We start from the raw sequence: 26,788 nt of genomic DNA, 5'->3' as shown, positions 1-26,788 counted from the left end.
TCTTCCCTGACGGTCCTTTTTCATAAGTAAAAATTAAGTTGCGGATACCGGCTTAATCGCTTCCGTCCACTCGGTGAATTTTTGTAAGGCAGCCCCTTGTTCAATCGCATGCCGGGCCAAATAAATACCTTCTTCAATGGACCCTGCCTTTTGGGAAACCCATAGTCGCACAGCACTGTTCAGTAAAACCATATTCAAGTAGGGGAGCTCGGCTTCTCCACGAAGAACGGATAAGGCAGTCTCACCTTGCAGCTGAGCGGTCCATTCCATCTCCGGCACCTCGACCATTAATTCGTAAATCTCAGGATCAACAATGAATAATTCACTGGCGCCCTCTTGAATTAGGTATGTCCGTGTGCGCTTGTCTACGGAAAGGTCTTCGGAGCCTTCCATGCCCTGCACAACAATACCGCGAGAGACGCCCAATTCCATTAATAAATTGGTGACTTTCTCGAACACAGTACCGTGAAACACACCGACAGCCATGAAGGGTGCTTCCGTAAAGCGCAGCAGTTTCTCTGCTGTGTTGAACACGGTCCGCAGACCGAGTTCCTTGCGAAGCTCGCGCAGCTCGCCGAGCGGTGCACACCAGCTCTCCGTTGGTGCGAACAGGAAGCCGGTTCGCGCTGCAGCTGATATGAGCGCTTCACGTGAAGCGTCAAGCGCAGGTACATCAAGTGCCGCTAGCACATCGGACAGCGTGATGCCCCACTTGGGCGGCATGCTCGGGCTGCCGTGCAGCGTAGTAGGAAGTCCGCAGGCCGCGAGAACGAACGCGGTCGGTAAAGTCGCGATGAACGAGCGGGTCCGTCCATCATAAGGTCCGGCGCAATCCATGCTGCCGGGTATTGGATAAGTATGGACGCGTTGGCGTAAGGCATCGATGAAGGCCTTCAACTCTTCGGGGGATTCCATTTTGATACGTTCTGCAACGAGAAAAGCACCTATTTGAGCCTGTGTAGCGGCTCCGGTTAGAATGAGCTCCGCTGCATGGGAAGCCTCTTCATAAGAAAGGTCTCTTGCTCCGCGCTTTCCGCGGCCCACTTCTTTTAATAAGGATATCATCGTTTGCGGCCTCCTTGTTTCTGATCCTTTAGTATTTGATACACCTTGACGATGGAGGTAGCAACGTCTACCATACGTTTACGTTCATTCATGGCTTGTTTACGCAAGAAATCGTAAGCCTCCGCTTCGGAAATACCCTTGATTTCACATAAGATCCGTTTAGCCTGATCAACCCATTTGCGCTCCTCTAGTTTGGAGAGAAGCTGTTCGCGCTCTTGCTGCCACTCGGTTCTTTGGAAGTAATGATTCACACCAAGGAGCAGCGCACAGTGAATTTCAAGCGGACTCATCGCAGAACCGATCAAGCCATCAATACCCGCGTCCATTCTACATTCATTAGATGGGAAAGTTTGAGCATCACACCACCAGAACAGGGGAAGGCTGCGATGAGCAAGTACACGCGAGCGCCATTGTTCCACTTGATCAGGACCTACTGATAATAATACTGCATCGACCTTGGGGATCATAAATGAAATTTCTTTTTCATTAGATGCTACATATATGCGAAATCCCAAATCCTTCAGCGTCGCTTCAGGCAAGGATTCCTTTTCATTATTCGTAACATTCAGCTCGGTAGTCGACGACGAGGAGGAGGTAGCTGAGCGAGTTTGTTTAAACTCGTCGATCAGTATAAATGATTGTAACATTTGAATACCTCCATCGTGATTTACTTTTTTTCTTGTGGCAACTTCATGTGAGGTTTATTCGTTGGTATGATTTATTATACGGCAATACTATAGCATATTTTTCTGAAATTTGTCGATATAATCAGCAAAATCTCACATGAAAAAGTTTTTGTGTTATGTTTATTGACACGAAGGGAAAGTCATACTATAATCAAGTTAGAAATCGGCACAATGATGTGCCACTAACGAAGGCAATGGCGCCTATCCCCTTACAAATACGTAACTGGATAGGCTATTTATGTTCTATTTACTGAGAATCAACTAACATGCTGTTCACGATGATGTGGCAGCAGTGGCAAAGAGGCCGATAAACATCCCGCACATGTTGGGGTATGTTTGTCGGCTTTTTCTGTCAAAGAACAGGCATCAGCGATTAAAGGATGGGAAGAAAGAAACAGAAGAAGGCGCTAAAAGCCTCATAAAAGGAGAGGGTATCATGGTCGATCGGAAGAGTTTTTTGCAAAGCGGTCACAAAGGTTCATTATTTAGTGCTTTCTTGTATTTTGACATGAGCTTTATGATTTGGGTTATGCTTGGACCGCTGTCTGTGCTTATTGCGAAGGATTTCTCTTTAGATGCTGCTCAAAAGGCGAATCTGGTAGCTCTGCCAGCACTTGGGGGCGCTGTTCTAAGACTCGTACTTGGCTATCTTACAGATCGAATTGGTCCCAAAAAAACAGCTATTATCGGTATGATATTAACGGTAGTTCCTCTAGTTTTCGCTTGGAAATTTGCTAACTCGCTTAGTGATATGTATTTCGTAGCACTCATGCTAGGTATTGCTGGGGCCAGCTTCGCTGCCGCATTACCATTGGCAAGTCGCTGGTATCCACCTGAGTATCAAGGATTAGCGCTTGGCATCGCTGGTGCAGGGAACAGTGGAACGATCTTTGCAACATTATTCGCAAACCGCTTGGCACAGCACTATGGGAACTGGCATGTGGTCTTCGGATTAGCATTAGTACCACTTATTCTGGTATTCCTTATCTTTATTTTTACAGCTAAAGACAGTCCAACTCAGCCAGCACCGGCTAAACTTGCCGATTATGGGCGTGTTCTTAAACAAAAAGATACCTGGGTGTTCTGTCTCCTATATATGGTCACATTCGGCGGTTTTTCCGGTATGGCCAACTATTTAACGATTTTCTTCAACACACAATATAAGCTAAGTCCGGTTATGGCTGCTGACTTTGCAACGATTTGTATTATTGCTGGAAGTTTTTTCAGACCAGTAGGCGGATGGCTGTCAGATAAAATGGGCGGTATACGTATGTTAATGACCCTATACGGTGTGATTGGGATCATGCTTGCCATTGTATCGTCACTTCCAAGCTTATGGATAACAACTAGCCTTCTCTTCATCGGTATGATGTGCATGGGGATGGGAAATGGAGCGGTGTTCCAGCTTGTTCCACAACGTTTCTCGAATGAGGTTGGTATGATTACAGGGATCGTTGGAGCAGCCGGAGGTCTAGGCGGATACTTCTTGCCGAAAATTCTTGGTAACTTGAAGCTTTCAACAGGATCATTTACCCCTGGTTTCCTAATTCTAAGTGCCATTGCTATTGCCTGTATCCTGATTATTGTTGTTGTGCAAGGCAAATGGAAAAAATCTTGGATTGGTGAAGGCGGTAAAGTGAAGGCAGCATCAACCTCTTTGGACAGTGTTCACGCATAAGTAATAGGCTGAAGCCGCTGGTCGTATATGGCCAGCGGCATATAAGTAAAGCCTTTGCTCATGCAGCTTGAGTGTCCAGGCTGCATGAGCAAAGACGTTTACGACTTACCGTCTTTGGAAGTTCAAATCGAACTTCTCAAGCTCCATATCCCAATTTTGTCATTTGGGGGCACATGTTTATTCGTAGCTCCCGGATGGCCCTTTTTTAACGGATATGGATAAGAAAAATGGGATATAGAGATAGATATATTAGAGAGGAAGATGGCAATGACTCAAAAAGAAAAATTGGTATTAGTAGGAAATGGAATGGCGGGTGTTAACGCTGTTGAACATTTGCTTAAACTTGCACCTGATAAATATGAGGTTACGATTTTTGGAAGTGAACCGCATCCAAACTATAACAGAATCTTGTTGTCCTATGTACTTGCCGGAGATTCCAAAGTAGAGGATATCGTCATTCATCCTTATGAGTGGTATGCGAATAACCATATTACCTTGCACACAAACCAAACGGTTACTGACATCAATACGGCCGCTCAGACGGTAACGAGCGATAAAGGGTTAACGGTTTCCTACGATAAATTAATTTTGGCTACAGGGTCCAATCCTTTCATGATTCCTTTACCTGGAGCTGATAAAGAAGGGGTCATGGCGTACAGAACCATTCGTGATTGTGAGATTATGATAGAGTCCGCTAAAAAGTATAAAAAAGCAATCGTGATCGGTGGCGGTTTGCTTGGATTAGAAGCAGCTAGGGGCTTCCTCAATTTAGGGATGAAGGTCGATGTTGTTCACATCTTAGATACAATTATGGAGCGTCAACTCGATCGTACGGCTTCCAAATTGCTGCAAGCGGCACTTGAAGAACAAGGCATCAACTTCTTGCTCGAGAAGCAATCCGCTGAGATCGTGGGCGACAAGCGCGTAACTGGCTTGAAATTCAAAGATGGTACCGTTGCTGAGGCAGATCTTATTGTTATGGCTGTAGGTATTCGTCCCAATGTAGAGCTTGCGAAGAAGTCCGGAGTTGAGTGTAATCCCGGTATTATCGTGAATGATTATTTGCAAACGAGTGTTCCGAATGTTTATGCGGTTGGGGAATGCGCCATGCACCGAGGGATTGCTTACGGATTGGTAGCGCCGCTCTACGAGCAAGGGGCTGTGCTTGCTAAACATTTGGCAGGTGTGGAAACGAATCCTTATGAAGGATCGATCCTTTATACGAAGCTTAAAGTATCTGGTGTTGACGTATTCTCAGGCGGACAGTTTGGCGATGAGGAAGGATCGAAAGCCATCCGTATTCATGATGAGTTCACTGGTGTTTATAAGAAAGTTGTGATTAAAGACAATAAAATCATCGGTGCAGTTCTCTTCGGAGATACAGCGGATGGTACGCGACTTATGCAAATGATTCGGGAAGAAACAGATATTAGCAGCATGGGGAAAACGGCGATATTGACGGATGCTTCGGGTGGAAACGGCGGAGCGTCATCAGGTGTTGCTGATATGAAAGACGATGCTATTATATGCGGTTGTAACGGTGTTACCAAAGGAACGATTTGTTCAGCGATTAAGGATCAAGGATTAACGACAGTTGATGAAGTGAAAAATTGTACGACAGCTTCTCGTTCTTGCGGCGGTTGTAAACCACTGGTTAGTGATTTGTTGGCATTTACTCTAGGTGCTTCTTATGATAAGAACGCTGCGAAAGAGACGATTTGCGCATGTACAGACCAAACAAGGGATGAAGTTGTTACAGCGATTCGTGAAAAAGGGTTATCCCATGTACGTGAAGTAATGAACGTGCTTGGTTGGAAAAATGAAGAAGGCTGCTCGAAATGCCGCCCAGCACTCAACTATTACTTAGGCATGGTAAGCCCTGAGACTTATAGGGATGATAGTACCTCACGTTTTGTTAATGAGCGTATGCACGCTAATATTCAGAAGGATGGTACGTATTCGGTTGTTCCACGGATTTATGGCGGTGTAACGAATCCTACTGAATTGAAACGGATTGCAGAAGTAGCCGAGAAATTTAATGTCCCTACTGTGAAGTTTACAGGCGGACAACGTCTAGACTTGCTAGGTGTGAAGAAAGAAGATCTTACCGCGATGTGGGAAGCCTTGGATATGCCTTCCGGTTATGCTTACGGTAAAGCCTTGCGTACTGTAAAAACATGTGTGGGAGAAACCTTCTGCCGATTCGGCACGGGCGACGCGATGGGCGTAGGTATCGAGTTGGAGAAACGTTTTGAACGCTTGAACACACCTGCCAAAGTGAAGCTGGCTGTATCTGGATGTCCTCGGAATTGTGCGGAATCAGGGATCAAAGATTTAGGCGTCGTTTCAGTTGATGGCGGTTGGGAGCTTTACGCCGGAGGAAACGGCGGTGTCAAGGTACGTGTTGGTGACCTCTTGACCACTGTCAAAACGGAACAAGAAATTATCGAATATACGGAAGCTTATCTGCAGTACTATCGTGAATCCGGCAAGTATGGTGAGCGCACAAGTGAGTGGGTACACCGACTTGGTATCGAGCATATTCGCGAAGTCGTAGAAAATGAAGAAGAGCGCAAACAATTGTGTGCTCGGATGGATCAAGCACTATCTGTGACGAAGGACCCTTGGAAACAAGCGATTGATAGCAAAAAAATTCAGCGTGACCTATATGAAGTCGTAGAGCTTAATTAGACAAAGAAGATAAGCCCGGGAGGAGCAAACCAATGAAAACACAAGAAGAGCAAATGGTATGGGTGCAGGCAGTATCCTATGAGGATTTAGCTGTAAACACAGGGAAAACGATTCGTTATCAAGGCGAAGAGGTAGCACTTTTCAAATTGAAAAGCGGCAAGCTTCAAGCCATTCAGAACCGCTGTCCTCATAAAGAGGGTGTCCTTGCAGAAGGAATTGTATGTGATGACCACGTCTTCTGTCCGATGCATGACCGCAAGATTCATCTCCCTTCCGGTCTTGTTCAAGCTCCGGATACGGGTTGTGTACAAACGTATTCAACGAAGGTTCATGAAGGAATGGTGTTTATTGGATTTCAGATCAACAAAGAATTAGCCTGCTAACGCTTTGTTGACCGCATAGGCACATTCAGATGCATTGAGATTTCATAGAGAGCTTTACCATCGGGGGTGGGGTGCGTTGAAATCAGCACTATTGACTTTACCTAAAGAACAGCCCTCCTCCCATTGCTGCTTTTGCAGCATGCAGTGCGGATTGGAGATTATGCCAAGTGAGAAGACGTCAGGTCTCACGATTAAACCAAGCCCGAACTTTCCTGTGGCGACTAGCCGTCTTTGTCAGAAAGGGTTGAATGCACTGGATCATGTGCTTCATACCGATCGAATTCTTGAGCCACTCTCTAAGGAGATTGGGGAGCCACGGCGGTGGCGAACCGTCTCTTGGGATCATGCGTTTGCAGACATTGCTGAGCGGATTCAAGGACTGCAAGCGACATATGGCCCTGATGCCATTGGCGTTTATGGTGGAGGCTCGCTTACGAATGAAGTTAGTTATTTACTTGGTAAGTTTACCCGAGTAGCACTCAGGTCCAAATACATTGATTATAACGGTAGATACTGTATGTCCTCAGCGGCAGCAGCCAGTAATCAAGCTTTCGGGATCGATCGCGGGATGACAATGCCGTTAACGGAAATTCCAAATGCGAAATATATCATTCTCGCAGGAACGAATATTGCGGAATGCCAGCCAACGATGATGCCTTATTTACTTGAAGCGAAGAAGAAAGGCGCTGTGATCGTTACGATTGATCCGCGTAATACCATGACTTCGAAGGTAGCGGATATCCATGTTCGTCTTCAACCGGGATTCGACTCTGTATTTATAAACGGACTCCTACATGTCATGGTGGAGGAGAAACTCGTTCACAATCGTTTCATCGAAGAACGTACGGTTGGATTTGAGCAATTGAAGGAGGCTGTTAAGCCTTTCACCCCAGCGAGAGTGGAGGAGCTAACCGGCATTCTAGAAGCTGTAACCCGTACGATTGCTCGCGGATTCGCGAAGGCGGAGACAGGGATTGTGCTCACAGCACGAGGCTTGGAACAGCAAGTGAATGGGGTAGAGAACACGCTAAATTACATTAATTTAGCCTTGATCACGGGCAAAATAGGGCGCAAGGGCTGCGGCTATGGCGCCGTAACAGGCCAAGCGAACGGGCAAGGCGGACGAGAGCATGGGCAAAAGGCGGACCAACTGCCGGGCTATCGGTTAATCGAAGACCCAGCTGCGCGTGAGCATGTTGCCAAGGTATGGGGAATCGATCCAAATGAACTGCCGGGCAAAGGAGTTTCAGCCTATGAGCTGCTGCAAAAGATAGATGAAGGCGAGATCAAAGCCTTAATCGTCCTCGGATCTAATCCGCTTGTATCCAGTCCGAATAACCGAATGGTGGAACGGGCGCTGCAGAAGCTGGAATTGCTCGTTGTCGTTGACATGTTTGAAACAGAAACGGCTCGTTATGCCCATTATTTGCTGCCAGGGTCATCCTTTGCGGAAGCAGAAGGTACGATGACCAATCTGGAAGGACGCGTGTTTCACCGTCAGAAGGCGATGGAGCTTCCGGGAAACAGCAGACTTGATTTCCACATTATTTGTCAGCTAGCGGATGCGCTGGGCCGGGGAGCCTATTTTCAATATGCGGGTATTGAAGATGTGTTTCGTGAGCTAGCAGCTGCAACGGCTGGAGGGAAAGCCGATTACAGCGGCATTACGTATGAGCGGCTTCAGGAGGAGAAAGGCATATTCTGGCCTTGTCCAGCTGTTGACCATCCGGGTACACCGCTATTATTCGAGAATCATTTCAATCATTCCGATGGCAAAGCCAGATTGTTCGGTATTCAGCCGAAAATGCCGGCAGAACCCATCGATTCGGATTATCCCTTCGTGCTGACAACGGGGAGACTGGCGAATCATTATTTAAGCGGCGCTCAAACACGTCGAACGGAAGCGTTGAACAAGAAGGCTCCCGTTCCGGTTGCTGAGATTCATCCGTGGCTTGCTAAGAGAATCGGACTGAGTATGGATAACAAGATCCGCCTTACAAGCCGTCGTGGCTCCTTGATTTTTGAAGTCAAAGTGACAGAAGGTATTCAACCTCGTACGGTTTTTGTGCCCTTTCATTGGGGCGATGAGCATTCGATTAATGTATTAACGAATGATGCGCTGGATCCTACAAGTCGGATGCCCGAGTTTAAAATATGCGCAGTTAAAGTGGAACGTGTCGAGTAGACCGCACTCAGCTTAGTTGGCTTAGCCAAGGAACTAAACTGGTGAGGTCTTTTTTTTGTAGATAGAGTTGGATGAGATATTACAAAGATTGCTTTTTTGAAAGCGAATATACATGAAGATTGGCGTATTCGGCGATTAGAGGAGCCATCTGGCGAAAGCCGATTTTTCCTCCGGTAAGGGGCTTCCCGAATGTTTTTCCGTCATCGGTCCAGTGCAAAACAGTCAGATCATTGATGACAAATACAATTTCACCTCCCCATTTAAACAATTTCATCCGGTATGGACCTTTAGCATCGATAACGGAAGGGATTGGATCTCCGCCCTGCGAAACTAGATGAAAGCCATAGCTTTTACGCAGATTGCACGTTTGAAAACTCCGCTCCTCTTCTTCCTTGCGTCTGAAGTAGGATACATGGAAAGCATCGATATCTCCATGGTGATATTGATCATACGCACCTGATCTTACAGAAAGCCGGCTGTCAAACAAATCTTCACCATGGATTCCTTTTACGGCAAAAAACAAGATGCAAAGCCCCGGCTCATGAACCGGCCAAAAATCCCAAGTGATCGCGATGTTGTCCGGAAATTCAACTGGACACCAATAAACGAAATTTGACTTTTGCCCCAGCTTTGGGTCAAGCTTATTTTCCAGCCGCATTCGATTCAGCGGAAAGCTGGCAGCGGCCTGTCCTTCCATCTTGAAATCCCTCACATCATTTTCATTTGCAAAAGGATTTTGATATATAAGCTCATTTAGCAGGAATATTTCATTCCAATCCATGTTGTACAACCCCCTCACTCATTAATTGGTGAATTACTTATCTTTTGCTCCAAACAAGGTGATAAGGCTGCTCCAGTCTCCGCCCAATTCCTTCCAAAACCAAGAACGCTGCTGTTCAGTGAGCAGTGTAGGCGGAACTCTGGAATCCCAAGGCATTCGCGAGAAAGGCCTTGGGTTAGATTTGGCTTCTTGAGGCTGAAAAGAGATCACTTTTAGCTTGCTGCCTGTTTCATCGAGTGCGATTTCAGGATTTCCATAGTTGATGATCCAACGAATGGCTGCCTCTTGATGCTCTTTTTTAACATGCTGAAAGTCAGGATCATCTGCCAAATCAACAAGCTCATGCGGATCGCTCAGGAGATGATACAGTTCTTCGTATCCGCCGTTCTGGTAAAAGAGATATTTCCATTCTTTGCTGCGGACATGAAGCATATAGTTGGGTGCCACATAGAATTCGGAACAGACTGCATCCCGGCGAACGGAGGAAGGTTCTGTGAGCAGCTCCAATAGATCCAAACCGGGCCTTCCGTCGTACTTGCGATTCTCACTTGTCCGATTGACGAGAGTAGGGAAAATATCAAGCAGGGTAGTCAATTCATCACAGCGGGTACCCGGATGAATGACGCTGGGCCACCATGCTAGCATCGGAATGTGCAAACTACCCTCGTGCCCTAAGTTTTTAAACCATAATCGGTGGTCGCCCAGCAGTTCGCCATGATCTGATGTGAAAATAACGAGCGTATTATCCGCCAGCCCCTCTTCCTCCAACGTTTGCATGATCCGCCCTATTTGTTCATCGATAAACGTAATATTGGCATAATAATAAGCCCTGTTTGTAAGCGCAGCATGCTCCGAGTACAGATCGGCTTCCATGGCTTGACGATGCGAATCCAAATAAGGGTTTTTCGACGTTCCATCCTTTATTGACACCCATGGCTTCGGCATGTCTTCAGGCTTATACAAATCCGTCAAGTGGGAAGGACAATCGAAAGGAGCATGAGGTTTGACGAACGACGTCCATAAGAAAAAAGGTTTATTAGAGGGTCTTTCAGTTTTAAGCCAGTTTACCGTTCGATCTCCGCACCATTGTGTGATATGAAGCTCTTTCGGCAGGCCGTTAACAAGCGGCTTTAGTTCGTTGTAACCGATCTCCGGAGGTTTCTCCCAACCCCAGGCACCATGCTCCATCAGGTATTGGTCATAATCATCAAAACGAATATCCTGTAAACGTTCAGCCGTACGTACGCCCCTCATTTCTTCCGATAAAATGAGATGATCCATGCCATACGTTTGCTCATCCGGTGTAAAATGCATCTTTCCGATCGCCTGACTATGATATCCCGCTTTGGACAAATAAGCAGCAATCGACTCATCCGCAGCAATAGCAGGGGCGGATTCGTTATTGAACACACGCGTCTTTCCCGCAGCAAGTCCCGTCATCGTGCAGGCTCTAGCAGGAGCACAGAGAGGGTAGGGGGTAATCGCGTTTTCGAATACTGCGCCTTCCTGCGCCAAACGATCCAAATGTGGCGTTTGAATCGTTTTATTTCCATAAACCCCTAACGTATCCCATCGCTGCTGGTCCGTAAAGATGAGAAGTAGATTCGGTTTTGTATTCATGTCTCTGGCATCTCTGGCAATGATTCGAATGCCGGCATATCGACCATGTACAAGTTACCGTATCCCGAAGGCCAAACCGTTCCTTTGCCGCCTCTGGTTATTGCCATTGTCATCGTTTCTGCTCCTTTCGAGATAAAGTCCAGTCATATTGAACGACTGGACCTTATCTACGAAGCGTATTTTTGTTCGCTTACTTACTTAGCCTTGCTGGCGGCGTAGGCATCGCTCATTTCTTTGGTATAGGCATCGCCACCGCTTTTTTTCCATAATTCCATGTCTGCTTTATAGCCGGCTTCATCGATTTTACCGACAATGAATTTCGTTCTTGCGTCTTCAACAATTTGATCTAACTGCGCCCCTTTTTGTGTATAGGTAGCGGTAGTAAAGGGTTCTCCTGGATTTACAATAATGATTTTTTCATTTGCTTTTTGCACATCGACCGCCTTAGCGCGAAGCGGTGTAGACGGTTTAAACATATCAGGCACAATGTATGGAATTGAAGATAAAATTTGGTTGATACCCTTGTTATTGATATCAGGGGCCATAGGATCAGTTTGAAGGATAAGCGTAACCAGTTTACCGTCTTCCACTTTATAATGAGTGCCTTCGAGACCATAATTGATTAAAGCTTGCATTTCTTTATCGTTGGTCTTATCTAGGAAGGTAAGCACCTTTTTGAGATCGGCCTCTGTTTTAACAGCTGATTTGGAGACTAAGAACATGCCGTTGTGTCCGGCAGTCGGCAAATTATGAAGACCGGTAGGGCCGCTTACAGCACCAATAATATCAATACTGCCCTTCGGATTGATTTGTTTCATTTTCTCATCGATTTGATAAGAACGTTCCGTAACGTCAATCGCCACACCTGCTTGGCTGTTAATAATCGGATCATTCCATTTCGCCGAATCGTATACCGCAAAATCTTGATTCACTAACTTCTCATCATACAATTTTTTGAAGAATTTGAGTGCTTCCAAGTACTCCGGCGTCAAATGAGCGGGAACAAGCTTACCGTCTTTCTCACCCCATTTATTCGGAGCGCCGAACCATGTTTGCATAATATCCCATGGCCCCCCGAATTTGGTTACGACCATGCCATAGGTGTCGTCTTTACCGTTTTTATCGGGATCCTTAGTAGCGAATGCCTTTAACATATTGTAAAAATCACCGATAGTTTTCGGTTCCTGCATACCTAAATTGTCCAGCCAGTCTTTACGGTAGTTTATCCCCATCCGGCCGATCGGTCTGGATACGTAGAGACCATAGTATTTACCGTTTACCGACGTATTGTTAAGAACGGTGGGATTCGCCTTACTGAGATTCGGATAATCTTTGAGATAAGGACCTATCTCCCAGAACGCGCCTCCATTGATGGCGTTGGCAACAGCGGATATTTTGGCATTATTCACGAATACTAGAGTAGGCAGGGATCCGGAAGCAAGTGCAATATTCAGCTTATCGCTGTAACTTGTATCTGGAGTGAATTGTAGATCCAATTTTGTGTTCGTGTATTCTTCGATTTTTTTCCAAACTTTACTTTCTGCTGTCGCGATGTCATTGTTGTAGCTTTTTAACATGACACTGATGGGGAATGGCTTTTCTTTTGAAGCGGTCGTCGCTCCTGCTGTCGTCTTAGGGGTGTCTGTCGCTTTAGATCCATTAGTACCCGAGCTGCACCCCGTTATTGCTGTAACTGCCAATAAGATGCTGGTTGCGGCAAACAATGATTTTTTCTTTTTATCCCAATTCATATTCTTTTTCCTCCCTTTGTCATTTCGAAAATGTACCTGTATATGATGGGTATAAAGCATTCACCCTTTTACAGCACCAATTAAAACCCCTTTGGCAAAATACTTTTGAATAAACGGGTAAACCATCAATATCGGTAATGTACCGACGACGATGATCGCCATTTTAATCGATTGATCCGGTGGCTTCACATAGGTGGGATCGTACGTTCCCATTTCTAGCGAGCCAGTTGCTAGAAGTACAATTTGCCGCAGGAGAACCTGCATCGGCCACTTTTTGGCGTCTGATAAATAGATCAGGGAATTAAAGAAATCGTTCCAATGGGCAACGGCGTAGAAGAGAGCGAATGTTGCAATAACCGGTTTGGAGAGCGGTAAAACAATTCGCCACAGCACGCCTATATCGTTACTCCCGTCAATTCGGGCCGATTCAATCAGTTCGTTAGGGATTTCTTGGAAAAATGATTTCACGACAATCAAGTTAAAGGCGTTGATAGCTACAGGCAGCATGACGGCCCAGTAGGAGTTCAACAGTCCTAAGCCTTTAACAACTAGATAAGTAGGAATAATCCCGCCGCTAAATACCATCGTGAAGATGATGATGTTCAAAACAACATTCCGGCCGATCATGTGCCTCCGCGATAAAGCATAGGCCATCGTAAAGGTAAAGAATAGATTGACAAGAGTTCCCCCAACGGTTATGAATACCGATACGAATAAACTTCGCGGTAAAGTGTTATCTTTAAAAACGAACTTGTAAGCATCGAATGTGATGTGTTTGGGAATAAGGAAAAAGGATCTGCTTCCAATTTCGAGATCGCTTGCGAACGACCCTGCCACGATATACATGACCGGAAGGATCATAGTGAGGGCAACAATAGCAAGAAACAGGTAATTGGCGATATCAAACAATTTTTCACCTACTGACGAGTGACGCGTGTTCATCGTGCTCTCCTCCTAAGAGTTTTGCGATGGCAAAACTTTCTTCAGCATATAATTTGGAATTCATAACTCCAAAATGCGATTTTAGAGTCATTCAGCTTTCGTGGATAACAATGTTGTATTTTCTACAACAATTCACACGCCAAAAGGCTATTTTGCAACTTGAAGTTGCATTTCGTACAACATTTTGAGCAAATTTGTTGCGTAATGGTCTATATTGGGCCAAATTGTTGTACATTATGCAACATCGAAGGGAGATAGGCGAGATTTAGGCAGCAATTGTTGCATTTTTTACAACATTATTCTACCGCAAATAGGGATTCATTCATCCAGCAACCTCAGCGAGCATATAGGGATCTTTGGTCGTAGACCAAAGTCTCTCCTCGGTAAATGCGGTCGCTCATCTTTGAATGGCCGAGGGTAGAGGTTTACCTTGACAAACGCGCTCGTCCCTGAAGGACGACGGAGTCGTTTATCCTTGTGCCGAACACAGCGCACATACAGAGCATTCCGTGGAAATAAGAGCCTCCAAAAGCTTCTATTTCAACAAAAAGTGGCTAATGATGGGCAATAGGAGTCTCCAAAGACTCTTATTTGATGCCGAACACAGCGCATAGGGAGCATTCCGTGGAAATTAGAGCCTCCAGAAGCTTTTATTTCAACAAAAAGTGCTAATGATGGATAATAAGAGTCTCCAGAGACTCTTATTTGATGCCGAACATAGCGCATACGGAGCATTCCGTGGAAATAAGAGCCTCCAAAAGCTTTTATTTCAACAAAAAGTGGCTAATGATGGATAATAGGAGTCTCCAGAGACTCTTATTTAATGTGCTGAGTTTTCAACGATAGCAAAACTGACTTGGTAAGCATCAGCTTAAAGTTAAAATATGCCGGAATGCCCAGCCCTTTTGGCTAAATAATTAGTTGAAAAAACGAGAATGACACCGATGATGGCTTTAAATAACCCTACTGCCGCACTATAGCTGAAAGCGCCCTGTACAATTCCCGCCGTGTAAACATACGTGTCAAACACATCGGCCACAGGCCTGTTAAGCGGGTTGATCATTAATAAAACTTGTTCAAATCCACGGTCCATAAAGTGACCCATTCGCAGAATCAGTACGACAATGATCGTTCCCTGAATGGCTGGAAGCGTAATGTGCCAAAGTTGGCGAAATCGGTTTGCTCCATCAACGATGGCCGCTTCATACTGCTCTTGATCCACCCCCGCAAGCGCCGCGAGGAAGATGATCGTTCCCCAACCCATCTCTTTCCAAATACTCTGTGTGATGATCATGGGACGAAACCAATTTTCACTGGTAAGAAAGTCGATTTTATACCCAAATAGCTTAAGCATCACTTCATTAATGACTCCACCTTCTGTCGTCAAAAGCAGATAGGAAATACTTGCAACGATAACCATCGAAATAAAATGCGGGATATAAATCAGCGATTGAATAAAGCGTTTGTAAAAAGATTTACGGACTTCGTTTAACAAGATAGCCAGTATGATCGGTGCCGGGAAGAAAAACACCATATCGTATAAGCCAAGCAAAAGCGTGTTGCGTATCAATCTGAAAAATACGGGATCTTGAAAGAATTGCTTAAAGTTATCGAATCCAACCCACTCGCTTTTAAAAAAACCGACGTAAGGCTGATAATTTTTGAAGGCAAGCAGAACCCCCCACATGGGAACATATTTAAAAATAATAAAATAGGCCAATCCCGGCAGCAGCAGAAGCAGCAAATATTTATCTCTTAATACTTTGCGAATTAGTGTGTTGCGCTTGGAAGTTACTACTGCTGGGACAGGCACTGTGTGTTGTTCAGCACCTGATGCTTTGATCATGTTCTCACTCCTTCACTTTTAGCTTGCGGCTTTGTAAGTTAAACACTATAAGATTCAAATATTTCTGACAATAACACTATTTTGAAACCGCTTTCTCCAAAAAAGTATGAACCGAGAAAAAAAGTATGACTAGCAAAACAAGATCCAGCAGCTCCCAAAGCTGTGAATGAGTTGAACAATTCCATTACTCGTCCTGTGAAATGTCTTTTACCCATTTGTACGTTAGAAGTGAAGAGAGGAATACCAATGCCAGCCCCTGTCCCCAGCCTTGAATCCGTTCATGAGCGACCCCTTTATAGCCGTCTGCGTCTTTCATAACAGCGGTTCCAGCCGATACGTCCAATACGGTACCGTTATTCGAAATTTTCGATAATACGGCAGGTACGGCCTTCTGAATATATTTATTGTACATAGGGGCGCCGATAGCTTCGTTATATCGAATCAATCCGGCAGCAAGACCCGCAGAGCCCGATGTTTCCTCATAAGCGGTCGGATCGTTCAGCACGGTGCGCCAGAGCCCTTGATCGGATTGGAGCCGGACGATGCTGCTAAGTTGATCACGCAGCGAATCGTACATTTTCATATAGGACGGATGTGTGACTTCTACGATATGAAGCGCTTCGGACATCGTATAAGCTGCCCACGAATTGCCGCGCGCCCAATAGACAGCGGACATGTTGTTCTGGGCGATATGGTCCCAACCGTGAACATACAGATTCGTTTCACGATCCTGCAAGAAACGCTCGTGTGCATGGTACTGCAGTAAGCCATCTTCCAGCCAATCGTTTCTATCAAGTAAAGTACCAATGCGGATGAGAAAATATCCGGCCATAAACATCGTATCTACCCAAGCCTGCTGCGGGAAATCGTAATTTTGCGATACGGTGTGCTGGAATACGCCATCAGCGAATCGAACCGCATCCGTCCTCAAAAATTCCGCCATCTGAACGGCTGCGTCCAGATACCGTTCAGATTTGGTTTGTTCGTGCAGTGTAAGCAATGTATGACCGATGGATACAGCGTTGACGGTTAACGTAGGAATACCGTCCTCCAACTGCTCATCGATCCACGCTTGCAATTGATCCAAATACTTAGATTCACCGGTAGCCAGATAAGCTTGGCCTACGCCGTAGAAAGCGACTCCGGCGGGCCAATCCCATGTCATATCCATCTGAAACGTTCTGGTTACGAGCCTGTCGACCGCTTGTTTAATTTCCGTTTCATTCATCGTTACGTATTTCAAAAAAGTTCCTCCCCTTGCATTTTATCATTCAGCTCGGTTGGCAGCTCGTTTCCGATCAGCTCCAAGCACATAATCGCATTCAATGACCATTGTGACGTTACGTTTGTCGTGATGCTCGGCAGCTCTTGAATAGGTCGGACGTATGCGAGCTCCGGCACTTGATAGGTTCGCGTCGAGTCCTCGTTGCCTCCCGGCAGACGATTCTCCAGCATAATGCGCCATGTTTTCGCAGCCAAACCGGCATTATTGCGCCGGTTAGCTGCGTAGGCCGCCATCGATGCTGCAAACATTGGCCAGCTGAATTGATTAGGATGGATAACCCCATTCGTGCGGGCTAACTTTTCCTCGGGTTCCAGGTAATAGAATTCCCCAAATTCTACGAGCATGTCATCCCATTCAGGATCGGAGAGCAGCTGCGAAAGCTCTATCCACACTTGCGGAGCGCCAAAGGATATGACCATATGATAGCCATAATTGCCGTCGCTGATATGAGTAAGAATCCCGGTGTTCGGATCGTATCCGAATGTAGTGCCTGATAAGAGCCGAAACGGTGCAGCCTTCAAGTCCTTAATCCCTTGCAGGATCTTCTCCCGGTATTTCGAATTCTCAAAGCGTTCCCATTGCGACATCCAATTCGAGCTAAAGGCTGCCCAGTCTGGACCGCTCCTCACGTGTGTAGGATGCTCATCCTTCGGGAAATAGGCTCGCATCGGGTCAATTCCGACGGTTGCGAAATCAGCATCGGCCACTTCCTCCAAAATATCTCCAATACGTTCATCTGCAGTTAAGAAGTAATAATAACGGTGCAAACCCGCCATTGCGATACGCGCTTCCTTGCATCCGCAACCCCAGTGAACGACGTTATGCCGAGAACCGAGTCCTGCATATTCTCCGAGATGATAGACATCCACTTCACTCGTATGACGCGTCATTGCCTCAGCTATGCGGAATAAATCTGCTCGTCCCGATCGCAAGAACGAGAGCCACAGCCAGATGTTCGGCACAAGCTCGGTGTTCTGCCAGGCAAAACCGCCTACGTCGTATCGCCATTCGTGCCGTACGGGATCGTACGTATGCATGAAATCTCCATAGTCCCAGAAACCGTACCATCGCCGCTGCTCAACCTCTTGCTTGTAGATGCTCAAACAAGCGTCGAGTTGATCTTCGATCCAGACTTTGGCAGACGTGCTGCGGTCGGGCAAGCTCCAGATACCGAATACGTTCGTATCATGATAACGTTCAGGTTCGCATAAGAGCTGCGGCGGGGCTTGAACATGTTTGGTCATGTTCGCAAGGTCGGCAGCAGCGGGTGTCCCATCGCAGCACCACAGCATAAGCTCGTTCGTATTTCCGATTCCATAAGGTGTACTTCGCAGCTCTTCCGATCCTTCATAGGCAGATTCAACATACGTTGTCGTATCGTAGTGACGCATATCCATAGCTGCAGCATCCGGCGACCAGAACCAGAGTATTAGCTTGGCTTCATCTGTCGTCATACCCGTTACTTCCAAAGACGAAGGATGCTTCTGCCAGAAATTGCGCAGCCCTGCTGCAAGCCCTCCGTGAGTGTCTCCGGCATAAACGAGTCCATTCGCACGGTTACCGCTGACTGCCTTAACCCAGCTGCATTCTCCATTTGTTTGCTTGACAACAGAATAGGAGTCGGCGGAAAGCTGCGTTAACTTATAGCTGTCCCACGCAGCGGAATCATCCAGCAGGGCCTTGAAGTTCGCATCCTTCTCATCATCGAATGCAATCGCTTCTCCTGATTGCTGGCGATAGAACATGTCCATGTAGACGCCTTTCGTCCGCCATGTCGACAAATGCCGGGGCGATTCGCTGAAAAAGCCGGTATCGCCCGCAAAACGAACGTACCTGTTATAAAGGGGGGCTTGCAGCGGCAAAGCAAAAGAGATGCCAAGCCCTTTCACGAAGTCCTCCTGCGGATCAACGTTGAACAATGAGGTGTGGACAATCCGAATCGATGCTTGGTTGGCATAGAAATACAGGCGCAGCCGGAAGGGGATCCAAGAACGTTCGCCTTCCTTGGAAATATGCTCGCCCTCCACCATGAGCACGACCCGTAATGGACCTTCCTGTTCGATCGTTACGGATATGACCTCGTCACAAAACAGTTCTTCCTGATAAAGACGGCCGCTCGATGTCGTCCGTCGTTCTTCGCGAATACAGACGAGCGAACCATTCGAGCTGATTAGTTTCTCCCCGTGATATAGAGCACGGATGAATGACTTTCCTTGTTTTCCAACAATACACCGGATGACTCCGGTATCGACGGTCACTTCATCAGTCGATTGTGTAACCTTCAAACGGGATCTCGTATGGATCTCTAAAGACTGTTCATCGGCGGCTTGTAGTGAATAGCCTTCACTTTCAGGCTTATCGAACGATGCGGCGTGCGCTGTCCATTTCACGCTGCTGTCAGGCCAATAAGCGGTTGGCCAGCTTTGAAGCGCGATTGGGTTTCCTGACGGATCAATAAGGGTGAAAGCACCGACTTGCGACCGATTCAATTCACCTATGTGCCAAGGAACTCCCCATGTAACACCGCAAGAGTTTGGAAGAGTTTCCTCCATCCAATGCACGCGGAGCTGCTTTTTCTCTCCCATGTTTCCTTACCCCTCTCGAATTGTTTCGTGCTTGGTTTAAGATTAGGTTCTTTGGGAATTTCCTTCAACCACACTTTTAAATTCCATATAGGACGGAAGATTTCACTTTTTTCTAGGAATAAGACTTTTTTTCAATTGCAAAAAAATAAACCGCCATTGAGGGCGGTTCGGGAGATGATGCTATTAATTTCGATTGAATTCCCGGTATTGGCTAGGTGTTATGCCTTCTTGTTTCTTAAAGATCCGGTTAAAATAGCTGGGTTGATATCCAGCCTTTTCGGCAATGTCATTAATTTTCATATCCGTTTCTCGCAAAAGCTCCTTCGCTTTTTCAATGCGCAGCTCGGTTAAATAGTCAATGAAATTTTTACCGCTAACCTGCTTGAACGCTTTGCTTAACGCAACCGTATTCGTGCCCGCGTAGTCGGCGCAGCTGTCCAGAGATATTTCCTTCATGTAATTGTTCTGCAGGTAAATCATGGCAGTTTCCACAGTCCTTTTCACTTCCACGTCGGAACGTGACTCCAGTTCCTGCATGAAGGGTCTCACTACTTTGTCGTGGAACCAAGCGATCATTTTCTGAGGCTCACCGAACTGCATCAATTGCTCGTATAAATTTGCCGATTTGAAAATGCGGTTTGGATCCATACCCGTAAGCCGAATGGCATGCAGGATGCTGCCGAGCAATTGGAGCATTCCTTGCTGAATGTCAATCACCTTGGCTCCGCGTTCGAGCAGTTCATCCAAGAAAGCCTGGATGAGCTGTTTTGCTTCTTCGATCTGGCCCGTTCGAATCGCTTGAATGATTTCTCGTTCGAGCGCGAAAGGATAATGAATCTCATGCTTCTCTTTATCGTACTCATCTAGAAATTCCAAGTCGATAATTTGGTTCCGGCTTTCGAATCGGCGTCTGCTTGATGCCTGCATTACTTCCTCGAATCGGGAGGGCACATGAACGACGGACAAAGCAAGACTGCCGATCGTGACCGATACGTACATGTTAAGCACGTGATGAATTCCCTGCGTCAGTTCTTGACAATAGGTTCTGATTGCATTCTTCTGCTCGGATTCTTCCGAAACGATGATGAAGAGACCGACAGTGAAATCGTGGAAATTGATAACTTCTGCTTGCTCAAAATGGCTCGATGCGAGCTCCTTCGTTATATTAGCAGCAACGAAAGTAACGAGACCTTCATCGCCAGACGAGAATCGTCCTTTTAAGTTTTCAAATCCGCTCAATTGGATGTACAATACGGCGTATTGACGATTGTCCACAGACCAGCCGAAATTTCGCATCCGCTCAAGGAGAGCTTGCTCGGAGTAGGAATAGAGATACCCTTGGACAAGCTGAAGCAGGAAGCCCTCCTTAAGGTGTGGAAGCTGCTGCTCCAGCTTATTCTGAAGCGTCATGCTCTCCCTAGTCAGATGCAGCCATTCTTTCTCAATGATCTTAAAATCATCATTTTGTTCTTTCCTGAGCGCCGCTAAAGACGTATTTCCCGCCAGCAAGCTGACTAACTGGGCAATAGGCGAATAAATACGTCGCGAAGCCACCCAAGATAAAATGAACGCGAGCAGCAGCATCGCGATGCTTAACGTCAAAATCAGTTGAGAAATAAATACGACAGGTTTAGTAATCGCACTGATCGGCGATGCAGAAACGTACGTCCAATCGGTACTGCCGATACGTGACATTGTGCCGTAGGATACGGTGTATCTGGTGTGGTTCCAATCGAATAGGAATGAGCCTGATTTGGTCTTGCCGGCAAGAACCTCACTTTTGATAGCTTCATCAAGCTGTGATGCCGGCACCTTCCCTGAGCTAGACAGCAGTTGATCGCCATTTTCCTCCAACAGGAACGTACTCCCGTCGTCATAAGGAGCTAATGTTTGCAGCAGTCTAGCGATCTTCGTCGTGTCCATCCGAACCGCAATGACACCGAAAGGGTTATCTTGGGTTTCAGGTATTTTTATCATAAAAGATAATGAATTATCACTCGGGGAACCTGATTCGGACGTATGCTGCGACCAGAACACGTTCTTATCATGCGAGAGCAGCTTCCTGTATCCATCGATCTGCGCTGCATCCGTTAATGCCTCGTATTGCGGATGAAATCGCACGGGGGCAGGCCCTTCCAAGAACAGTTCTGCTTCTTTAACCAGTGGATTGGCACCTTTCATATTGGCTAGCGTTTGTGTGATGTCACGAGCAATCTCGAAATCGCGCGATAGACTTAAACTCGCCAATGGGTAACTGAGATTTGGATCGAATGACCAATGCATGACCGACGTCTCCAAGTAAGTGAACTGCTCATCAATATTGGCTGCTCTCAGCTGAATCTGTTTATTATGCATCTGAAGCAGCTCGTTCTCAAGACGCTCACCGCCAAGCCAATAAATCACGCCGCCGAAGATAAGTCCGGGAATACTGGTGATGATCAGAATTAAAATCCAATTGTCTCGGAAGCGCTTACTTCTGAACACGATTTAATTCCCCCTGGTTTCTTCTTTTTAAACCTGTATGGAAAATTGCATTAGTAACTACTCCACCCTCTAAAAGGTTCCTCTATATAATACCATGTGAATAGTCAATCGAGAATTAGAATGTTAGCGTGCAGACCGCACTCAGCTTAGTTGGCTTGGCCAAAGAACTAAGTTGGCGCGGTCTTTTTCTGCGCCTAGAAGCTTTAAATATTCCTGTTCGGGCGCTTCTGTGATACGCACACCGTTCCAGGTTTCGATAACGATTTTACGTAGTTGATGTTGCTTAAGGAACTGGCGAAACATACTTTTTAACTCGTTGACAACGGTCGTCTGATCGTCGTTTTGGTTCGCCTTAGGTGCGATATGATAAATCCGTTTGCCATTATTTTCGATCCAATATAACCACTCACTGCCTTTGAGGGCTAAGTAATTGCCGCTTTTGCGTGAAAATGAAATGTTCGAAACCTCAGGCCATGGGACAATGAGTCCAAAGGGATTTGCCGGATCAACAGCACTTAATAGCGTGAATTTATGTTGAACCGCAGAAGCGTTATCTGTTTGTTGGTACAGGAGAGTGATAAATTCTTTGGATGCGAATTGCAGAGCATGTAAATCGGTAATGAATAGCCCGCGGACAACAAGACCCCACTCTTCCAACTGACGGAGTGCTGTCTGAATGGCTTCCCATGGGAACGGACACAGAGCAGCGACGAGATCTTTGGTGATGATGCCAAAACGCTCCAGCAGATGATGCGTCCACTGCATGGCGGACGATTGTTTATCGAAGGCAGGGCTAAGCAGCGAATCGAGAGGGTACCAACGACCAAGTCCTGACTGGAATTTATCCGGTTTCTTAGAAGCTCCTGCGGCATGTAATCGCAGCGGAGCGAATTGGTCGTTAGCGGCCTGTCCATCCCACACTAATTGTAGTAACTCCTCCAACAAAGAAGATGGAGCTCGCCCGGTTTCAATACCTAGTTTGCTCAGAAAGATCGCCCCTTTTTCCTGCAAAAGGCTAAGGAGCTCAGGGTGTGAGGCTGGCCTTTGGTTGGCTGCAGTGAGGCAGGGCTCATACAGAGAGCTGCTTTCTGCCAGAAAAAAGGCGATGCGGCCTTCCTTTTCGTCCGGCTCTTTGCGGCCTATCCAGACAATTTGACCTGAAGAGCATAGGGTGTCTAGGTCCTGTTTGCGATACGAAAGCTGGCGAGTCGGAAATAAGACAGACTCCCAAAGTGAGACAGGCAGGAAGAAGCCTTGCAAATCTTCAATCATTTCGCGAAGATGCTCCATGCCAGGAACGTCAGTTCTATCAACGAGTTTGCGCCTAAGCGGCATATGCGTCATATAGGTGAATGGGGATACGGCCTCGCCGCCACGTCGATAGGACTGAAGGGACAAACGAATTAATCGTGAAGCTACCTTGCTGCTCGTCCACAGCTCTTCGATTGCTGGATCGGCAAAGGGTGCAACCGATAATGTACCATTTTGAACAGCGTTCTGAACCCAGTCTGCTGCGATTGCAAGTTCTACCTCAAACCGAGCTGCCAGTTCTGCCGTTGTGAAAGAGAGCTTCCCGTCGGCAAATCTTTGAAACACGAACGATTTGGCAACCATTGAATCCGAGAGTGAAGAATAGAACTCTAATTCATCACTGCAGATATAGCGGGTCTCTTTCGTAAAGGAGGCTGTTGCTGTCTTGCCTTGCTCAAGAAGAACATTGATCCATGCTATAACGATTGTATGGGATGCTGAACTAGCCTTAATGAGTTCGGCCAAAGAGGAATCGCCGCGTTCTTTCAAATAACGAAACACCTCTTGAGAAGAGGCTAAAGGTTCATCCGTCAGTGCGAGTTTATGTTCCTCTGCCTCGATGACTTGAGGACTAACGGCGCTGCGGATCGCCTCAGATCCGAAAATATCGGCTGCCATTTGACGGCTAAAGCCAAGTAATTCAACCTGTAAATCCTGCGTTAATGCATCGGATTCATATAATTTCTGAGACACGTAATCGAACTTGAACTGCCCAGCGAGCGGCGACGGGAAATGGTTGCGATGAACGGCAAATTGAATATTTCCTGTATGAATAGCTTCTAAGATGCCCTGAAGATGCTGAATATCGACATGCTCTTCCAGGCATTCTCGCATAGCTTCCTGAAACAAGGGAAACCGTTCTTTGAAGGGCAGAGCTTCCTTCATGAGTTCTTGTCCACGCATTCGTTTAATCCAAGCGGGGATACGTGTAAAGCTGCGGGAAAGAAGCAAGGACGTTTCCGCCAGCCGTTGGAAAGCTGCACCAAACATCCCAGATTCGGCTACAGCTTCAATGATGAACTGTTCCGCTTCTATAGAAGAGATGGACATGATGGCATGCAAAATCGACTCTTGAAAGCTAGGAAAAATAAGCTCAATGCCGTTATCTTTCGCATTCGTATAAAGGGCGGTTTGACCTTTTTGTTTGAGATGCCTATCGATAGCCATTAACCAAGTACGGTTCAGCTTGCGACCGAATAGGCTGTGCAAAATATAATGTGTTTGATTGTTTTCATCAGCAAAGGTTTCTATGACAACCGTTGTATCTGTTGGAACTGTATTTACAGCGATTTGATTGCGAACGATTCCAATGAGAGCATGGCTCGCCTCCGAATCAAAGTGAAATTGATCCATGAGCCAGTCTTGAACGTCGAGATCAGCTTGTGTATGAGGAAGCGACTGCAAACGATCACGCAGCTCACGCCATAATTGACCCGTTTGAACGCCGAGCTCAAACGACTTTCCACCGGTTTCCCCGCGCCAGAAGGGGACTTCACTGTAACGGTTCTCGGCTTCCTGGACATAGATACGCTCGGGACGCTTGCGAACGATACGCCACGAAGCTGTACCCAGTTGAAACACGTCGCCGACAGATGATTCGTGGATGAATTCTTCATCCAGCTCACCGAGGTGAAGTCCGGTTTCATTGTGATGCACGGGATATGCCGTGCTCTGAGGGATTGTGCCCGCACCGGTGATTGCGGCCATCTGTGTGGCCGCCAACCGTTCTAAGCGGCCGGTTTCACGATCCCATGCGATGAGCGGACGCACGAAGGGATACAGTCCTGCGAGCACCTCTAGCATCGCGAGCCAGCGCTCGCGCGGCAGCTCGCGGAAGGAGTCGCTCTGCGAGAGCAGGCGCTCTAGGCGCGGCACATCCAGCTCGTCGCCCATGGCTATCATGGCGACGAGCTGCTGCGCGAGGACATCGAGGCTGCCCCGCGGGATGCGGATGGCCTCGATGTCGCGCGCCGCGATCCGCCGGCTGAGCACGGCCAGCTCCGGCAGCAGACTGCGGCTGCGCGCAAGCAGCACGCCGCGGCTGACGCTGCCGACGGCGTGGCCGGCCCGGCCGATCCGCTGGATGCCTGCGGCAGCGGTGAAAGGCGAGTCGATCTGGATCACCAGATCGACATGGCCGACGTCGATGCCGAGCTCCAGCGACGACGTGGCAATCAGGCAGCGGAGCTCGCCGGCCTTGAGCAAGCGCTCGACCTCGAGCCGCTTCTCGCGGGCGACGCTGCCGTGGTGGCTGCTCGCGATCTCATGACCGACATGGTCATTGAGCCGCAAGGTCAAGCGTTCGCAAAGCCTGCGGCTATTGGCGAAGATAAGCGCGGTGCTGCAGCCTTCCATGAGCTGCAGCAGGCGCTCGACAAGAGGCGTCCATATCGCCTCTTTATCAGCTCCAGCCCGCGCAGGTTCCGGCATCGTCACCTGAATGGCGTACTGCTTCTCGGCTTTGCTCTCGATAATAGCTACATGCCGCGGCTGGTCAGCTTCCCAGCCGCCAAGATAACGAGCGACCCGCTCGATAGGCTTTTGCGTGGCAGACACGCCGATCCGCTGGACGGATCGCCCGCACCACGCGTTCAGCCGTTCCAGCGTGAGCGATAAGTGCATACCGCGCTTGTCCGCTGCCAGATCGTGGATTTCGTCGACGACGATCTGTTCCACGCTCTTTAGCATTTCTCTCGCCCGCGGGGAAGTAAGCAGCAAATATAACGATTCTGGCGTGGTCACCAGCAGATCTGGCGGCTGCTTCAGCATCGATGCCCGAGTGCTTTGTTTGGTATCGCCGGTACGAACCCCAATCGTGAGTCCCCTCCAGGCGGTTTCCTTTTCCTTTTCCTTTTCGAAAGAGGAAGCGGTCTCCTCAATTTCTGCCATAAAATGAATCAAATGATCATGAATATCGTTATTCAGCGCTTTGAGCGGTGTCACGACAAGCACGCGAACACCGGCTGTGTAATCTTCGTGAGCCTGCTTCTTTTTGATAACTCCGTCCAAACAAGGCAATAAAGCTGCCAGAGTTTTACCTGAGCCTGTTGGGGAAGAGATGAGCGTGTGCGTGCCGGAACGTATTTGTTTCCACGCCTGCTTCTGAACATCTGTAGGTTCACCGAAACGAGAAGCAAACCAAGCCCTTAGAACGGGATGAAAATGAGATAGATCCAGCGCAATTTCCGTCATTACCTTCGCTCCTTTGCTCACAATTTCTTCCAACATAGCATATTGTGAGGGTCATCGCCAGCGGTACAGAATATGACAGTTTATTTACAGCTCATATGCTAAATTGGTTAAAGCAAACTTGCATGCTATTGGATGAATGAAGAGAAAACATGACCTATGCAGTTGAAGTGAATTTCTGTAAATATCCCTGCAAGGAGCCACTGGAAGTTCGGTATCCATGATCTGAATGGGTATTCTAGTTCTTGAGATGCTTAGTGCTTCATCCTAACGGACACAGAAACCTTTATTCGTGAATTTCAGGAG

At 47.2% G+C, this 26,788-nt stretch carries 15 protein-coding genes; 4 read left to right on the top strand and 11 right to left on the bottom strand.

The window, feature by feature from the left end; translation table 11 throughout:
- Positions 1-33: 33 nt before the first annotated feature.
- Positions 34-1,065, bottom strand: a complete 1,032-nt coding sequence (locus tag ASG93_RS25495; protein ID WP_056836527.1) for an anthranilate phosphoribosyltransferase — start codon at positions 1,063-1,065, stop codon at positions 34-36.
- On the bottom strand, positions 1,062-1,712 hold the full coding sequence (locus tag ASG93_RS25490; RefSeq protein WP_056836525.1) for an ANTAR domain-containing response regulator: 651 nt from the start codon (positions 1,710-1,712) through the stop codon (positions 1,062-1,064). The genes ASG93_RS25495 and ASG93_RS25490 overlap by 4 nt, the downstream gene beginning before the upstream one ends.
- Before the next feature lie 475 nt (positions 1,713-2,187).
- On the opposite strand from ASG93_RS25490, the gene ASG93_RS25485 reads away from it, so the two are divergent.
- The 4 genes from ASG93_RS25485 to ASG93_RS25470 all read left to right on the top strand — a co-directional run bounded on the left by ASG93_RS25485 (position 2,188) and on the right by ASG93_RS25470 (position 8,688).
- Positions 2,188-3,429, top strand: a complete 1,242-nt coding sequence (locus ASG93_RS25485) for a nitrate/nitrite transporter (protein ID WP_056836523.1) — start codon at positions 2,188-2,190, stop codon at positions 3,427-3,429.
- Between the two features lie 267 nt (positions 3,430-3,696).
- Positions 3,697-6,120, top strand: coding sequence for a nitrite reductase large subunit NirB (gene nirB, locus ASG93_RS25480; RefSeq protein WP_056836521.1), 2,424 nt, complete (start codon positions 3,697-3,699; stop codon positions 6,118-6,120).
- A gap of 32 nt (positions 6,121-6,152) precedes the next feature.
- The gene (gene nirD / locus ASG93_RS25475; RefSeq protein WP_082615089.1) at positions 6,153-6,503 is read left to right on the top strand and encodes a nitrite reductase small subunit NirD; all 351 of its coding nucleotides are present in this window, start codon (positions 6,153-6,155) and stop codon (positions 6,501-6,503) included.
- Between the two features lie 76 nt (positions 6,504-6,579).
- Positions 6,580-8,688, top strand: coding sequence for a molybdopterin oxidoreductase family protein (locus ASG93_RS25470; protein ID WP_056836519.1), 2,109 nt, complete (start codon positions 6,580-6,582; stop codon positions 8,686-8,688).
- Positions 8,689-8,767: 79 nt separating this feature from the next.
- Here the strand turns inward: ASG93_RS25470 and ASG93_RS25465 are convergent, their stop codons facing one another.
- The 9 genes from ASG93_RS25465 to ASG93_RS25425 all read right to left on the bottom strand — a co-directional run bounded on the left by ASG93_RS25465 (position 8,768) and on the right by ASG93_RS25425 (position 26,485).
- Complete coding sequence (locus ASG93_RS25465) at positions 8,768-9,469, bottom strand: DUF1961 family protein (protein WP_056836517.1); 702 nt, start codon at positions 9,467-9,469, stop codon at positions 8,768-8,770.
- Between the two features lie 33 nt (positions 9,470-9,502).
- On the bottom strand, positions 9,503-11,089 hold the full coding sequence (locus ASG93_RS25460; protein ID WP_056836515.1) for a sulfatase: 1,587 nt from the start codon (positions 11,087-11,089) through the stop codon (positions 9,503-9,505).
- 194 nt (positions 11,090-11,283) lie between these two features.
- Positions 11,284-12,840, bottom strand: coding sequence for an extracellular solute-binding protein (locus ASG93_RS25455; RefSeq protein ID WP_056836513.1), 1,557 nt, complete (start codon positions 12,838-12,840; stop codon positions 11,284-11,286).
- A 60-nt stretch (positions 12,841-12,900) separates the two neighbouring features.
- Entirely contained in the window at positions 12,901-13,782 is an 882-nt protein-coding gene (locus tag ASG93_RS25450; RefSeq protein ID WP_056836511.1) for a carbohydrate ABC transporter permease, read from the bottom strand.
- An 877-nt stretch (positions 13,783-14,659) separates the two neighbouring features.
- The gene (locus tag ASG93_RS25445) at positions 14,660-15,628 is read right to left on the bottom strand and encodes an ABC transporter permease (RefSeq protein WP_056836509.1); all 969 of its coding nucleotides are present in this window, start codon (positions 15,626-15,628) and stop codon (positions 14,660-14,662) included.
- A 184-nt stretch (positions 15,629-15,812) separates the two neighbouring features.
- Positions 15,813-16,856: a glycoside hydrolase family 88 protein gene (locus ASG93_RS25440; RefSeq protein ID WP_056836676.1), complete on the bottom strand. Its 1,044-nt coding sequence runs from the start codon at positions 16,854-16,856 to the stop codon at positions 15,813-15,815.
- Positions 16,857-16,867: 11 nt separating this feature from the next.
- Positions 16,868-19,498 carry a hypothetical protein gene (locus tag ASG93_RS25435; RefSeq protein WP_056836507.1) on the bottom strand — a complete coding sequence of 877 codons (2,631 nt, stop codon included), beginning with the start codon at positions 19,496-19,498 and terminating at the stop codon, positions 16,868-16,870.
- Between the two features lie 183 nt (positions 19,499-19,681).
- Positions 19,682-21,982: an AraC family transcriptional regulator gene (locus ASG93_RS25430; RefSeq protein WP_156411035.1), complete on the bottom strand. Its 2,301-nt coding sequence runs from the start codon at positions 21,980-21,982 to the stop codon at positions 19,682-19,684.
- A 141-nt stretch (positions 21,983-22,123) separates the two neighbouring features.
- Complete coding sequence (locus tag ASG93_RS25425) at positions 22,124-26,485, bottom strand: DEAD/DEAH box helicase (RefSeq protein ID WP_056836505.1); 4,362 nt, start codon at positions 26,483-26,485, stop codon at positions 22,124-22,126.
- Positions 26,486-26,788 lie beyond the last annotated feature (303 nt).

This window comes from Paenibacillus sp. Soil787 (assembly GCF_001429545.1).
In the GTDB taxonomy this organism is placed as follows: Bacteria; Bacillota; Bacilli; order Paenibacillales; family NBRC-103111; genus Paenibacillus_E.
Note: the sequence above shows the minus strand (reverse complement) of the source record. Positions and strands in the feature narration are given on the sequence as shown.

Bases quoted from the DNA above. Each gene is read 5' to 3' on its own strand.
- ASG93_RS25450 (WP_056836511.1), bottom strand. From the start codon at position 13,782: ATGAACACGCGTCACTCGTCAGTAGGTGAAAAATTGTTTGATATCGCC.
- ASG93_RS25465 (WP_056836517.1), bottom strand. From the start codon at position 9,469: ATGGATTGGAATGAAATATTCCTGCTAAATGAGCTTATATATCAAAAT.
- ASG93_RS25435 (WP_056836507.1), bottom strand. From the start codon at position 19,498: ATGGGAGAGAAAAAGCAGCTCCGCGTGCATTGGATGGAGGAAACTCTT.
- nirD (WP_082615089.1), top strand. From the start codon at position 6,153: ATGAAAACACAAGAAGAGCAAATGGTATGGGTGCAGGCAGTATCCTAT.
- ASG93_RS25445 (WP_056836509.1), bottom strand. From the start codon at position 15,628: ATGATCAAAGCATCAGGTGCTGAACAACACACAGTGCCTGTCCCAGCA.
- ASG93_RS25490 (WP_056836525.1), bottom strand. From the start codon at position 1,712: ATGTTACAATCATTTATACTGATCGACGAGTTTAAACAAACTCGCTCA.
- nirB (WP_056836521.1), top strand. From the start codon at position 3,697: ATGACTCAAAAAGAAAAATTGGTATTAGTAGGAAATGGAATGGCGGGT.
- ASG93_RS25495 (WP_056836527.1), bottom strand. From the start codon at position 1,065: ATGATATCCTTATTAAAAGAAGTGGGCCGCGGAAAGCGCGGAGCAAGA.
- ASG93_RS25455 (WP_056836513.1), bottom strand. From the start codon at position 12,840: ATGAATTGGGATAAAAAGAAAAAATCATTGTTTGCCGCAACCAGCATC.
- ASG93_RS25485 (WP_056836523.1), top strand. From the start codon at position 2,188: ATGGTCGATCGGAAGAGTTTTTTGCAAAGCGGTCACAAAGGTTCATTA.
- ASG93_RS25460 (WP_056836515.1), bottom strand. From the start codon at position 11,089: ATGAATACAAAACCGAATCTACTTCTCATCTTTACGGACCAGCAGCGA.
- ASG93_RS25425 (WP_056836505.1), bottom strand. From the start codon at position 26,485: ATGACGGAAATTGCGCTGGATCTATCTCATTTTCATCCCGTTCTAAGG.
- ASG93_RS25440 (WP_056836676.1), bottom strand. From the start codon at position 16,856: ATGAATGAAACGGAAATTAAACAAGCGGTCGACAGGCTCGTAACCAGA.